The 14,431-nt window shown below is 60.1% G+C and carries 9 protein-coding genes; 2 read left to right on the top strand and 7 right to left on the bottom strand.

Annotation, left to right across the window (positions count from 1 at the left end; genetic code table 11):
• The 3 genes from PA598K_RS21435 to PA598K_RS21425 all read right to left on the bottom strand — a co-directional run.
• Positions 1-1,374: ABC transporter ATP-binding protein (locus PA598K_RS21435; protein ID WP_260405532.1), on the bottom strand; the 1,374-nt coding region annotated here is incomplete at its 3' end.
• Entirely contained in the window at positions 1,371-3,095 is a 1,725-nt protein-coding gene (locus tag PA598K_RS21430) for an ABC transporter ATP-binding protein (RefSeq protein ID WP_128658924.1), read from the bottom strand. The genes PA598K_RS21430 and PA598K_RS21435, both read right to left, overlap by 4 nt.
• Before the next feature lie 517 nt (positions 3,096-3,612).
• Positions 3,613-4,353 (bottom strand): copper amine oxidase N-terminal domain-containing protein, encoded by a 741-nt coding sequence (locus PA598K_RS21425; protein ID WP_185602143.1) that lies wholly within the window; start codon positions 4,351-4,353, stop codon positions 3,613-3,615.
• Between the two features lie 156 nt (positions 4,354-4,509).
• Between PA598K_RS21425 and PA598K_RS21420 the strand changes: the two genes are divergently transcribed.
• Positions 4,510-4,902, top strand: coding sequence for a DUF4190 domain-containing protein (locus PA598K_RS21420; RefSeq protein ID WP_128658922.1), 393 nt, complete (start codon positions 4,510-4,512; stop codon positions 4,900-4,902).
• A gap of 94 nt (positions 4,903-4,996) precedes the next feature.
• On the opposite strand, the gene PA598K_RS21415 is transcribed toward PA598K_RS21420, so the two are convergent.
• Positions 4,997-6,148: an MFS transporter gene (locus PA598K_RS21415; RefSeq protein ID WP_128658921.1), complete on the bottom strand. Its 1,152-nt coding sequence runs from the start codon at positions 6,146-6,148 to the stop codon at positions 4,997-4,999.
• 125 nt (positions 6,149-6,273) lie between these two features.
• On the opposite strand from PA598K_RS21415, the gene PA598K_RS21410 reads away from it, so the two are divergent.
• Positions 6,274-7,188 (top strand): LysR family transcriptional regulator, encoded by a 915-nt coding sequence (locus tag PA598K_RS21410; RefSeq protein ID WP_128658920.1) that lies wholly within the window; start codon positions 6,274-6,276, stop codon positions 7,186-7,188.
• Between the two features lie 66 nt (positions 7,189-7,254).
• Here the strand turns inward: PA598K_RS21410 and PA598K_RS21405 are convergent, their stop codons facing one another.
• The 3 genes from PA598K_RS21405 to PA598K_RS21395 form a co-directional block, all read right to left on the bottom strand.
• Complete coding sequence (locus tag PA598K_RS21405; protein ID WP_128658919.1) at positions 7,255-9,294, bottom strand: ABC transporter ATP-binding protein; 2,040 nt, start codon at positions 9,292-9,294, stop codon at positions 7,255-7,257.
• Positions 9,295-9,352: 58 nt separating this feature from the next.
• The gene (locus tag PA598K_RS21400; RefSeq protein WP_128658918.1) at positions 9,353-11,095 is read right to left on the bottom strand and encodes an ABC transporter ATP-binding protein; all 1,743 of its coding nucleotides are present in this window, start codon (positions 11,093-11,095) and stop codon (positions 9,353-9,355) included.
• A 558-nt stretch (positions 11,096-11,653) separates the two neighbouring features.
• Positions 11,654-14,431 (bottom strand): endo-1,4-beta-xylanase (locus PA598K_RS21395; protein ID WP_128658917.1); only part of this gene is annotated, 2,778 nt, incomplete at its 5' end.

Below are 14,431 nucleotides of genomic sequence, written 5' to 3'. Positions count from 1 at the left end.
GGCCGCCTCCACCTCGGCGTCGTCGGCCTCCAGCCTGCCGTAGCGGATGTTGTCGCGGATCGTCCCCGCGAACAGGAACGTATCCTGCAGCACATAACCGATATGGCTGCGCAAGCTGGTCCGTTTCACCTCGCGCAGGTCGTGTCCGTCGAGGGAGATGACGCCGCTATCGGAATCATAGAAGCGCGAGAGCAGCTGGATGACCGTCGTCTTGCCCGCTCCCGTCGGTCCGACGAGGGCGAGCGTCTCGCCGGGCGCCGCCCGGAAGCTGACCTCGCTCAGAATCGGCCTTCCCGCCTCGTACCCAAAGGAGACGCGGTCGAAGATGATCTCGCCGCGCACCTCTGCGAGTGTACGCGCCTCCTGCTCGTCGGCCTCCTCCACCTCCTCGTCCAGGATCTCGAACACCCGCTCCGCTCCCGCGATCGCCGAGAGGAAGGTGTTGAACTGATTGGCCAGATCGTTGAGCGGTCGCGTGAACTGACGTGCGTACTCGGTGAAGGTGACGATGACCCCGATCGAGATCGCCCCTTGGACAGCCATGACGCCGCCAGCGCCGGCGATGACGGCGAAGCTGACGTTGTTGAGCATATTCATCAGCTTCGGGATGAAGCCGGTATACGTCTGCGCCCAGTAGCCGGCGATGCGCAGACGGGCATTGCGCGCCTCGAAGCCCTCGATCACCTGCTGCTCCTGCGAGAGCGTCGTCACGACCCGCTGGCCGGACAGCGTCTCCTCGACGAAGCCGTTGAGCTCGCCCAGGTTGCGCTGCTGCTCCTTGAAGTAGCGGTTGGTGCGCTTCGTGATCCATCGCATCCCGACGTACATCAGCGGTACGACGGCGAGCGTGATGAGCGTCAGCAGCGGACTGAGATAGAGCATGAGCCCGAGCATGCCGACGAAGGTGAGCAGGCTAGAGGAGAGCTGGATGAAGGAGGTGTTCAGCGTCTGGCTGACATTCTCGATATCGTTGGTCAGTCGGCTCATCAGCTCTCCATGCTGGCGACGTGAGAAGAAGGACACCGGCAGCCGATGCAGCTGACCGAACAAATCCTCCCGCATCCGGTACACCGCCTGTTGGGCGACGCCGATCATCCAGTAATTCTGCAGCCAGACGGTTAAGGAATAGAGCGCGTAGCTGCCGCCGAGCGCCAGCAGCAGCCACATCAGATTACCCTCCGGTCCCGCCATGGCCAGCCGGTCGATCGCCAGTCCGAGCAGGAATGGCGCCAGCAGCCCGAACAACGAGCTGGCCAGCACCATCAGCAGGATCATCCAGAGCAGCTGCCGATGCGAGGAGAGATAGAGCCAGATGCGGCGCAGTGTGCTGCGCCAGTCCTTGACCTTCGGTGTAGCTGTGCCGTCAACCGTCATGTCGCCACCTCCTGTTCGGATTGGGAGCGGACGATCTGCCGATACAGCGGCGTCGTCCGCAGCAGCTCCTCGTGCGTGCCCTGGGCGAGTAGCCGCCCGTCCTCCAGCAGCAGGATCGTGTCGGCCTCCATCGCCGTCGAGATCTTCTGCGTGATGAGCAGCGTCGTACAAGGATAGCGGCCGAGCGCCGCCATCAGCTGCGCCTCGGTGCGGGCGTCGAGCGCGCTCGTGCTGTCATCGAGCATGAGCAGGCGGGGCCGCCGGATGAGCGACCGAGCGATCGAGAGCCGCTGCTTCTGGCCGCCCGAGAGATTGACCCCCTTCTGCCCGAGCATCGTCTCATAGCCTGCCGACAGATCGGCGATCGTCTCGTGGATCTGGGCGTCGACCGCCGCCTGCCGCAGCTCCTCCTCTGTCGCGTCCTCCTTGCCCCAGCGCAGGTTATGCGCCACGGTCCCGGTGAACAGCAGCGCCTCCTGCGGCACGTAGCCGATCCCCCGCCGCAGCTGCGCCAGCGTATAGTTGCGGATATCGTGTCCGTCGATGCGGATCGTGCCCTCGTCGACATCGTACAGTCGCGGGATCAACTGGAACAACGACGACTTGCCGGAGCCGGTCGCACCGAGGATCGCTGCCGTCTGCCCAGCCTTCACCGTGAAGGTCAGCGCTTCGAGTGCTGGCCTGTCAGTGCCCGGGTAGCGGAAGCTGACGCCGCTGAAGCTCAGCTCGCCGCCCGCGATCCGAAGACTCGGATCGGCCTGCGGATGATCGACGATATCCGGCTCCGCCGCCAGCACCTCCTCGATGCGGCCACTGGAGGCATAAGCGCGCGAGATCCCTGTCATAATAAAAGAAACGACGTGGAACGCGCCTGTAATCCGGGTCGCGTAGTTGACGATCGCGACCACGTCGCCGACCGCGATGTCGGAGCTGCGCACCGCCTCCTGGCCGAGCCAGAGCACGACCAAGATCGAGAGGTTCATGACGAGCAGCATAAGCGGCAGCGTCAGCTCGATCGTCCGCAGGGCGCTTGCTGTCCGGTCCCGCAGCTCGGTGTTGGCGCGGGCGAAGCGGGCGATCTCATGGACCCGACGGACGAATGCCCGGATCAGCCGCATGCCGCCCAGATTGTCCCGCAGGATGCCGTTGGTCCGATCGAGCCGCTCCTGGACCGACTCGAACAGACGGAAGGCGCGGTTCATAATCCAGACAAGCAGACCGAGCAGCAGCGGCGTGACGACGAGCAGGATAAGCGCTAGGCGCGCATTGACGAGCAGCGAGAGGATCAGTCCGCCCAGCATGATGAGCGGCGCGCGCGGGAGGATGCGCAAGCCCATGAAGACGAGATTTTGCAGCTGCGTGACGTCGCTCGTCAGGCGGGTGATCAGCGTCGCCGTCGAGAAGCGGCTGAACCCCGCAAAGGAAAGCTGCTGGATCGTCGCGAACATCCGCTTGCGAATGTCGTAGCCGTAGCCTTGACTGACATGCGCCGCCAGATAAGAGTTGAGGATACCCGCGACAAAACCAGCCAGCGCGATGCCGACCATCCAGCCGCCCAGACGCAGCACCGCCGCAGCGTCGTCGGCCAGGATGCCGTCATCGATCACCTGCGCCAGCAATAGCGGATGCCAGAGCTCGACGACCAGCTCGACCAGCATGAGCAGCAGCGCCAGCACCATCGCCCACGTATACGGTTTCAAAAATGTAGCGGATCTGCGCATAGCTAAGCAAACCTCCAAATGCAATAGTACGTTTATTTGCGACGAGACGGAGTGAGACGCGATTTGTGCGATTTTTCGCACAGACCGGGGCCGCCGAGGCGCTTTGCGGCGCCACTTGTGCGATTTTTCGCACAGATCGGGGCCGTTCGGTCGCTAGCGGCGCGATTTGTGCGATTTTTCGCACAGATCAGGGCCGCCGAGGCGCTTTGCGGCGCCACTTGTGCGATTTTTCGCACAGATCAGGGCCGCCGAGGCGCTTTGCGGCGCCACTTATGCGATTTTTCGCACAGATCAGGGCCGCCGAGGCGCTTTGCGGCGCCACTTGTGCGATTTTTCGCACAGATCGGGGCCGCTGGCCCGATGAGCGGCGCGGCGCCCCCCGCCCCTCGGCGGGCATTCAGACACGCCCAAAACAGCCTCTTAACAGCCCAAAACAGTAAATAGGCAAAACGTCTGCTGCGGGGCAGACGTCTTGCCTATTATACAGCTTCTGGAAGCAGGCGTCATCCTCGCTGCGCTATTGCGTCAACGTCAGCGTGATCGTCCCGCCCCTCTCGCTAAATGCGACCTGCCAGCCGAACAGCTCGGCGATAAAGCGGACCGGTACGAGCGTGCGGCCGTCCTGGACGAGGATCGGCGTGGCGAAGTGGCGCTGGATGCCGTCCAGCTCCATGAACGTTCGGTTGGCCCAAAATCTCGCCTCACGCTCGCCGACCTGAAGAATCGTCACCCGAGCCTCCTGATCCCAACCCACCTCGGCGCCGAGCGCCTCGGCGAGGTACCGCAGCGGTATGTATGTAGCGCCCTTGTGGACAACAGGCACGATGTCCATCGTCACCTGCTGGCCGTTGATCGTCAGGAGTTCGCTCCCCAGCGCCATCTCGACGACCATCGCCGGATGCGACTCCATCGGCTCATGCAAGCTCGGCTCCTCCGACGGCTGCGACTCCACCGGTTCATGCAGACTCGGCTCCTCCGATGGCCGCGGCTCCATCGGATCATGCAAGCTCGGCTCCGCTACCGGATCATGCAGGCTTGAATGCTCTCCCGGTTCGTGCAGGCGCGACTCCTCCGTTAACTTCGACTCCGTCGGCAACGGCCCGTTCGCACGCTGGACGGCTAGCCCCGCCAGCAGAATGTCTCGTTCCCCTACGCCGACGAGCGCTGCATCCTCAGGCACATAGGCCAGCGCTGCTGTCGGCGCGACCAGCGTGAGCGTCAGCGCAGCAGTTGCCGCTTTGACCTTCCAACTCTTCACCCGCATCCCCTCCTCCATACGTCATATTCACGAAGTCCCTTCAATAGAATTAAACGAGAACAGGCCCGATTGAATCTGGGACACGAAATATGTAGAAACAAAGGAGCCAACTGGATATAATGAAGCTAATAGATATACCTAGGAGGAAACCGAGTTATGGAACGTTATCCTAACGATAATGAATCAAATCAAGCATACAACGATCCCTACGATCCCCATCAGTCGCAGCAGCCTTATAGCAATTATCCGCCCTATCCACCCTATATACCGCCTAGAACCAATGGCAAGTCGATTGTCTCTCTAGTGCTTGGCATCCTGTCGATCGTCATTCCTTACATCGGTTTCCTCATCGGAATCGTCGCAATCGTCTTTGCCTCGATGTCCTTCAAAGAAATCCGTCTCCGGCAAGAGCAAGGTCGCGGCATGGCAGTAGCCGGACTGGTCACCGGCATTATCGGCACGGCGCTGTACGGTCTGCTGCTGCTCTTCATCGTCCTCGCCTTGGCCATCTTCTCTGGACAGGAAGTGAATAATTATATCTATTACTAATCGCATCCGTACGTACTAATCGCATCCATACGACAATGCATCACAAAGACGACATCCTTCGGCTCCTCCGAAAAGATGTCGTCTTTTTGCATCCTCAGCTCAATCCCTTCTGAGACTTAATGGAAATGGACAATTGCACGCCCATCATCAGCAGCACAATGACCAGCATAGCCGTGATGGATGCGTTATAGTGTCCGCTCAGATCATAGATCCAGCCGATGAACAGCGGGCCAAGGGCCCCCATCGTGTAACCTCCCATCTGCGACATCGCAGCCCAGGTCCCGGCTTCCTCAGGGCTGCGAGTCTCCATAACAGGTAGCATCAGCCCCAGAGGGAATAATCCGCCCGCGCCTATGCCCAGCAGCAGAACGGCTGGAAGCATGGGAACAGGCCACAGCAGCAATCCTAGACCTATCAGTTCCATCATACTGCATCCGACAAGCAGCAATTTGATCCTTCCCAGGCGTCTGACTAGACCCGGAATGAGCAGCGAAACAGGGATCTGAATGAGCGTGAACGCAGTGAGCATCATCGCTGCCTCTTGCGGACTGTATCCGAAACTGAGCGCAATCGGCGAAATCCATGCCGTCAAGGCATAGAACATGCTGGCCATGAAGCCGAAGAACAAGGTGAACTGAATCGCCTTTTTGTTGCCAAACGGCAGTTTGAGTCGGTTGCTCCCGTTAGCGGCCGTTCGCTTGTTGCGGAGCATGGCCGTCCAGACGACCAGAGCGGCAACGCCTGGAAGCGCCCAAGTGGACAAGGTTAATGGCAGGTTATGCTGACTTTGCGTATAGATCGGGAGAGTCAAGCCCGAAGCGAGCGCTGCCCCAATCGTCATCGATACCGAGTAAATACTGACCATTCCGGGACGAGCCGGGAAATACTTTTTGATGAAGCTGGATAACAAAGGACCGGCGAAGCTGATCCCCACCCCTCCGGCAAGAGCCGTAACCATCAGCAGGGATACAGACCGGTCTATGCCCCGCAGCGCCGTAGCAAGCGTGATGAGAAGCAAGGATATATACAGCGATCGCTCCAGACCATACCGTTGACTCAGCCAAGCAGCAACCGGAGCAAACAGTCCCATACACAATACGGGCAGCGTGGTCAGCAGACTGGCAGTCAACGCGTTAATGCCAAGCTCGGATTGAAGAATGCCCAGCATGGAGGCTACAGAGGTAATGATCGGTCGCAGATTAATTGCCGCCAAGATCAACGCCAAGATATAGATAGATTTTCGCACTGATAGCCCTCCCCTTAGGATACTTGTGAATTCCATTCGAGTATACCTTCGGGAGGACTATTGATCAATCCAATTATTCTTATTATTATGATAGTATAATACTATCAATCGAAGGAGAACAGGAAATGGATACCCGTAATATAACGTATTTCATGGCGGTCTTCGAGCATCTTCATTTCACCAAGGCTGCGGAGCTTCTGGGCATCTCACAGCCGACGCTCAGCCAGCAAATTCGTCTGCTGGAGGCAGAGGTGGGGACGCCTCTGTTCGACCGGATCGGCAAAAAAGTAATCGCAACCGAGGCCGGCCGGCTATTGCATCAATACGGCATGAAAATGCTTCAAGCCGAAATGGATGCCAAGCAAGCGATCCAGGAGCTATTATCCGAGAAGCGCGGGACGGTGCGGCTAGCCGCTTTGCCCTCCGATCTCGATTTTCATCTGGTGCCGCTCTTTGTTGCCTTCAAGAAGTTATATCCCGAGACCAACCTGCGCGCATACTCGACGATCCATGTCAGGGAAGAAGTGCTTGCGCATAAAGTGGATCTCGGTATTGGACTTCGCGGACCCGTGGATAAACGGCTGATGCAGATTCCGCTGGGCAGCGAGTCGTACGATTTGTTCGTCCATTCTTCCCATGTATTGGCCCAGAGACACGAGGTGATGCTCGAAGAACTGACTCAGCACGCGCTCGTCATGTACCCGAAGGGTTATCTGGGCAGGGATTTGGTGGATGACGTATGCCGGGAACAAGGATTTGAATTAAATACGGTGATGGAGGCAGGTTCCGCTTCCTCCCTGCTACAGCTAGTTGCGGCAGGCATCGGTGCGGCCATACAACCGAGGGATCTGTTAAAGCAACACCCCGAATGGCCCGACATCGTATCCGTGCCGATCGCTGAGCCTGCTCCCTGCCGCCACCTGGAATTGATGTATTATGCGGACCGGTTCATCAGCAAGGCCCAGCAGCAATTGACGGCATCGCTGATTGATTTTTTTCATGGACGATCGACGCCACCGCCTGCCCGTCTACAAAGCTAACGCTCGCCCCTTCGCGCAATTAAGCGTTCAGGGCGAGCGTTAATAAAGTTCAAATGCTACGCAGCGCTAGGCACTCACTACTGCGCCCTGCTGGAGCTGGTACATCGCGTAATACTTGCCGCCCTGCCGCATCAGCTCGTCGTGATCGCCCTGCTCGGCGATCCGGCCGCGGTCGAGCACGAGGATCTGCTCGGCCTGACGGATCGTCGAGAGTCGGTGCGCGATAACGAAGGTCGTCCGGCCCTTCTTGAGCACCTCCAACGCCCGCTGGATGATCGACTCGGTCTCGGTGTCGATGCTCGCCGTCGCCTCATCGAGGATGAGGATCGCCGGATCGTACGCCAGCGCTCTGGCAAACGAGATGAGCTGCCGCTGCCCCGCCGACAGCGTGCTGCCCTTCTCGATGACCGGCGTATCGATGCCCTGCGGCAGTGCCATGAAGGCATCGTAGGCGCCGACGTCGCGCAGCGCCTGCTCGATCCGCTCGCGGCTGATCGCCGGGTTGTCGAGGCTGACGTTGGAGGCGATCGTGCCGGTATAGAGGAACGGGTCCTGGAGCACGATACCCATATGCTGACGCAGCTGTTGGCGCGACAGCTCGCGGATATCGATGCCGTCTACCGTGATCCGGCCTTGCCGCAGCTCGTAGAAGCGGAACAGCAGATTGAGGATCGAGCTCTTGCCTGATCCGGTATGGCCGACGAGCGCGACCGTCTCGCCCGAGCGGGCGGTGAAGTCGATGTCGCGCAGCACGAGCTCGTCGCCCTTGTAGGCAAAGGAGACATGCTCGAAGGCGACCTCGCCGCGATAGCGAGGGATCGGCCGGTTGTCGACGTCGACGCCCTCCTCGTCCATCAGCGCGAATACCCGCTTGGCGGACACGCGCGCCGTCTCCAGGTTGGAGAGCTGATTGACGATGCCGACAATCGGCTGGAACATCCGGTTCATATAGTCGACGAATGCGTACAGGACACCGACGGACACCACCGTACCGAGCCAATCTCCCCAATACATCCAGATGAGGACGAGGAACAGCACGTTGCGCACGACGTTGACCAGATTGTGCGAGGTGACGGAGTTCAGATTCAGCAGCTTGTTCTGGTACGTATAATAGTGGCTGCTGACCGCCTCGAACTCCTCGGTCATCTCCTTCTGCCGCCGGAAGGCGCGGATGATCGGCATGCCCGAGATCGACTCGTTGATCATCGCATTCAGCTCGCTCAGCTTGGCGCGGATGACGCCGTTGTAGTGGGCGGCGTACCGACGGTAGACGATGATCCAGACGATCAGGATCGGCACCAGCGGTACCGCCAGCAGCGCCAGCCTCGGATCGAGGATGAACAGCGCCGCATAGATGCCGGTCATGTAGACCCCTGCTGTGAAGAAGTTCGCCAATACAGCGACGAACAGCTCGCGGATCGCTTCGGTATCGTTGGTCACGCGCGAGACGACCTGGCCTGCCGCCAGCTTGTCATAATAGGACACCGGCAGCCGCTGCGTGTGGGCGAAGACGTCGTCGCGCATCCGCTTGACGATCCGGTTGGCCGACGTCTGCAGCAGCAGACGCTGCCAGTAGGTGAAGATGCCCGCCACCACCAGCAGGCCGAAGTACAGCCCTGCCAGCAGCAGGAAGTCGCGCAGCTCCGGCCGGTAAAAGGCGAAGAGCTGCTCGCGCGTCAGCGGCTGCGCCGGATAGCTGACCGTCTGTTGCTGATCCCGGCTGGTGATCGTCAGCGTGCCGCCTGTCGCTGTCCGGCTGCCGTCAAAAGCGATATCGCCCTCGATCCAGTAGAAGCTGCGACCCGCCTGGAGGATGCGCAACGTGTCGCCCTTGGACTCGCCCGCCTCGAAGTGATCCTCCCGCTTGTACCAGCGGCCGTCCAACTCCACCGCATAAGGCATCTCCTGCTCGACGACATGCCATCGCTGCTCGATGCCGAGGATGTTGCGGTCGATCATCCGCTTGGCGATGAATGGGCCGGTCAGCTCCGCCGCGACAGCCAGGATCAGCATCGTCAGCGCGATCAGGATCGGCTTTTTGAACAGCAGCGCGTAATTCCATAAGCGCCGGCCGGTGCTTGGTTTGGATTGGTTTAGTTTTTCCATATATCTTGTCACACCCTTATAGAGGTTGGTCCTCTTCTTAAATCGTATTGTTGCTTGGCTAGTCGAGCAGCGATTCGAGCTGCTGGCGGTCGTACTGTTCCTTGTACCAGCCGCCGCGCGCCAGCAGCTGCTCATGCGTGCCCTGCTCGACGATGCGGCCCTCGTCGAGGACGAGGATATGGTCGGCATGCTGCACAGCCGAGAGGCGGTGCGTCGTGATGAGCGTCGTCTTGCCCGCCCGCTCCTCGCGGATGCCTTCGATGATCTCGGCCTCGGTCTTGGCGTCGACCGCCGATAGCGTGTCGTCGAGCAGCAGGATCTCCGGATCGGCGATGATCGCGCGAGCGATGCTGACCCGCTGCTTTTGCCCGCCCGAGAGAGCGACGCCCTTCTCGCCGACCATCGTCTCCAGGCCGTCCGGCAGATGCGCGATATCCTTGGCAAAGGAGGCTCGCTCCAGCGCCCGCTGCAGATCGTCCTCGGTCGCCTCCGGCAGACCGAACAGGATGTTGTCGCGGATCGAGCGGGAGAACAGCACCGGCTGCTGCGGCACATAGCCGATCCAGCCCAGCAACTGCTCGCTCGCCAGCTGATCCAGCGGCGTCCCGTTGACGGTCAGCTCGCCGCTGCCGCTCGGATACTCGCGCAGCAGCTGCTTGAGCAGCGTCGTCTTGCCGCTGCCCGTGCGGCCGACGATGCCAAGCGTCTGCCCGCGCCGCAGCGTAAGCGAGATATGCTGCAGATTATCGGTCGCCGACGACGGGTAGCGGAAGCTGACGTCGCGGAAGACGATCTCCTCCGGCAGCCCGGTGCGCACCGGCTCCGCGGCTTCCCGCACATCCTCCGGATAGCCGAGCGTCTCCTGGACGCGGTCGAGCGAGGCGTTGCCGCGCTGCATAATGTTGATCAGCTCGCCGATCGCGAACATCGGCCAGATGAGCATCCCGAGGAAGACGTTAAACGATACCAGCTCGCCGAGCGTGATCTCGCTGCGGAAGACAAGGTAACCGCCATAGCCCAAGCCGATCAGATAGCTCAGTCCGACGAGGATCTTCATCGTCGGCTCGAACAGCGCGTCGATGCGCGCCACCTGGATATTGCGACCGAGCACCTCGGTCGTTTTGGCCCGGAATCGCTCCCCGCTCGCCTCCTCCTGTACGAAGGCTCGCGTCACGCGCACCCCCGACACCGACTCCAGCACCTGGTCGTTCAGCTCGCCGAAGGCATCCTGCGCATCCATGAACCGCTCGTGGATCTTCTTGCCGAGCACCCGCATCACGATCGCCACCAGCGGCAGCGGCAAGAGCGCCGCGAGCGTCAGCTTCCAGCTGATCAGGATGCTCATGACCGCGAGGATCGTCAGCATGAACAGCGTCGAGTCGATCAGCGTCAGGATGCCGAAGCCCGCAGTCGTAGCGATCGCGCCGAGATCGTTGGTCGCACGCGCCATCAGATCGCCGGTCCGGTTGCGCTCGTAGAAGGTCGGCGTCATCCGCATGAAGTGCCGCATCAGGCGCGAGCGCATCAGGCGCTCGAGTACGAAGGAGCCGCCGAACAGCTGATAGAACCAGAAGTACGTCATGATGTAGCCTACGACCGTAATGCCGCCCCACAGCAGCAGGACGTTGTAAAATTCCGGATCGCTCAGCGTGCCGAGCGAGATGCCGTCGATCGTGTAGCCGATCAGCCAGGGCGGGATCACCTCGAGCAGGCCGACCAGCACCAGCAGCGTCACCGCGACGGCATATCGCTTCCAGTGCATCGCAAAAAACCAGTTTAACTTTTTCAGAACAACAAACATACTTCCTCACCCTTTGTCACCAAAATCCCTCCGGCAAAGCGGCTTGCGCCATCCTTTGGATGAGCGCAGCCCGGCTCGCCAGGGGGAGAGACCCGCAGGTCCCTGTGCAATCTGACAACCCAATCGGAAACCAAAAGAGCGCATCGCCGCAAGCGATGCGCTCTCCCTGAGAGTCCTGATGCCGCCGGATGTCCGCAAACGGGAATCCGGCGCCTCAGAGCACAAAAAGGGCGCATGACTACGTCGATGCCCGACGTAATCCATGCGCCCGCCAAAAGCCGGAACGATTACTGACCGTCCCGCCCCTGGCCCTTACGCAAGGAGATTACGCCGCTGTGTACCGCAAAATGCATGCCATGCCCTGCAAATACAACATTGGTATCCATACGAACGCAACCTCCTTTCTTCTCCGAATCAAATGTCAAAAGCTATTTGCAACTTTAACACCGCTTCAATTTCCTGTCAACACAAATTTGTCACACAAATTTGTTAAGCTTTGATGCAGCGTCCACTTGCTGAATCCTATACGATCCAAATGCAGCCGCTTGGAAGCTCCTCCTACAGCGACTTCAGCAGATTGTACAGGAGCACGGCTGCTTGCGCGCGTGTCGCTGTGCCGGCAGGGTTAAACGTCTGATTGCCGATGCCGCTGATGAGCTCTGCCTGCTGCAGCGCTGCTACAGCGTCACGAGCATAGACCGGAATCGATTGTGCGTCGCGGAAGGCAATACTCGTCGCACCCTCAGGCAGCGCGACACCCGTCGCCTGAATCGCCCGATACGTCATCGTCGCCATCTCCGCACGGGTGATCGGCGCATGGACGCCGAACGAGCCGTCCGGCAGGCCGGTTACGATGCCGAGCTGCTGCGCCGATGCGACAGCGCCTGCATACCAGGCGTCCGGCTTCACATCGCTGTACGTGCTGACTGCATCGGCCTGCTGCAGATCCATCGTGTTCACGAGCATCTGGATAAATTGCGCCCGGGTGACCTGCTGATGCGGGCCAAACTGCTGCGCGTTGAACCCATTGATGATGCCTCTCGCCGCCAAAGCGCCGACGCTCTCGCGCGCCCAGGCGATCGACTGGGTATCCGCGAAGTGAAGCAGATTGGCAAAGGCTGTGTATTGGCTAAAGTGCTTGGCGTTGAACTCGGCTTGGCCAGTCTCGGCATTGTAGCGTCCGGGTTTGATGACCTCGAGCTGACCGTTGTCCGCTACGTAGTAGACGACGACCTGCTCCGGCTGCTCGCCGGACTGCAGTGCATACGGCAGGCTCACCTTGACCGGATGGCTGCCAAAGTCGCTCAGCAGCTCGCCAGCCACCTTCAGCGTGAAATCATAGACTTGATGCGATCCGATCTGGGCCCGCACACCGGCTGGCAATGCGGCGCGGTCGACAGCCTTGATCGTCAGCTCGATCGTCGCATCGTCAGCGATACCCTCGAACAACGATACAGGCAGTTGTACAGAGGCTAGTCCGGACGAGATATCGAGGCGCTCGGCACCCGCCTTCTTGGCAGCCAGCAGCTGCGCTGCCGGCAGCGTCACCGTCACTTGACGGACCTCATCGCCCGTGGCGATCTTCAGCTTTAGCGTGCCTTGCTTCATCTCGCTGACCGCCTTGGCTACGTTCTCTGCGCTCACCGTCGCAGTAGCGCGTCCCTCGGCATCCACTGTGACCGTCGGTCCGTCTGTCGATTCAGACGTTTCCGGCTGTGTCACCGGCGGCAGGTACCAGTTCCCATTATTGTTGGTCGGCGGCGGCGCGTCCGACTTCAGGGTCAGTACACCGAATACGGACGGGTCATTGTAGCCCTGACCGCTCGTGTCGTTCCAGGTCGCGACGCTTCTGCGCGCGCCGGACTCGCCGTCGTTGATCTGTACGTCAAATCCGATCTCCTGCTCGGCCTTCGGATCGATCTCCGTGAGCGGGATTTTCAGCTCGACCGTATAATTCGTTCCTTCGACCTTCGTCACGGACGTCACGTTCTCGCCGATGCCATCCGGATTAAACGAGGTCTCGTTGTCGAAGTTGACCCGGTACTGGCCAACACCCGCCTCATAGACCGCGGATTTGAGATTTTTCTGATCTACGAATACTTCCACGGAATCCTGTTCATGCGCTGCGGCGCTGCTCTTGTCGAGCGTCTGGTTATTGGTCACCTGCACCAGGACATACAGATTGTTGCTGTCCCACAGCACGCGGGCCGTTCCCTTCGCGCCGTTGTGCGCCGTCTGATAGCGGCTGATCGGCAGCGCCGGCGCTTTCTCCCACGCTGCATCGACAGTGCCGTCGATCGTCGGCGTTCCGAAGAACGCAGTGGACTTCCTGACTTCTACTTCGCCACCGGTCTGTCCATGCTCCTCCAGGAAGGCAGCTGGATCGGCGACCGCATAGTAAGCCGGCTTGGCTTGCATTCTGCCGTCGAAGATCAATGGACTCGTCTCCACGCGCCAGCTGGCGGTGTCGTTGATGCCCCAGAAGGTGACGCGGGCGATGTTATCCGCATGCTTTTTGTAGAGCTCGAACAGCTGCGCATACTGATTGCCTTGCGCGATCTTTTGCGCATCGGTCTGCACTCTGCTATCGCCGGACTGGATGTCCAGCTCGCTGACGCTGACCTCCACGCCAAGATCGATGAACGTCTCGAGCGACCACTGCACATTGGCGATTCTCGTGCCGCTGTTGTAGTGCGCCTGCATGCCGATGCCGTCGATCAGCAGCTTGCCCGGATGCTCCTTGGCGTACTTGTCGTTCAGCTCCTTGACCATGCTGGCGATTGCGATCGCCTTGCTCCGCGTGTCCTCGTTATAGTCGTTGTAGTAGAGCTTGACATCGTCCCAACCATTTTTCTCGAGCGCCTCCTTCGCATAACGGAAGGCCATCTCGATATAATCAGGGCCGATCGCCTGATTCCAGGCCGCTTCGCCCATGCGCAGTGCATTTTTCCAGTCATCCGGATTGGACGGGTTGTCACGGATCGCTTCGTTGACGACATCCCAGGAGATGACCTTGTCCCCGAACGTCTCCACGACGCGCGTAATATGAGCTTTCATCCGTACGAGTGCTGCATCGCGCTCGCTCAGCCCCTCGGTCTCCAGATCCAGCCCTGCCGGGTCTGTCGTCGGGAGCCATCCTGGACTCTGGCTGTGCCAGATGAGTACGTGGCCATGCACCTTCATTCCTTCGGCCAGCGCCTTGTCGACGAGCGACACCGCAGCGTCCGGCGTGTACTCGCGACTGGCGTTGTACATGGCGTCCGGCTTCATCGCATTTTCGGCAGTGAACACATTGTGATGCTGCTTGAGCAGCTCCAGGTTGTTCCCTTGCAGCGT

This window comes from Paenibacillus sp. 598K (assembly GCF_003851045.1).
Classification (GTDB): domain Bacteria; phylum Bacillota; class Bacilli; order Paenibacillales; family Paenibacillaceae; genus Paenibacillus_D.
Note: the sequence above shows the minus strand (reverse complement) of the source record. Positions and strands in the feature narration are given on the sequence as shown.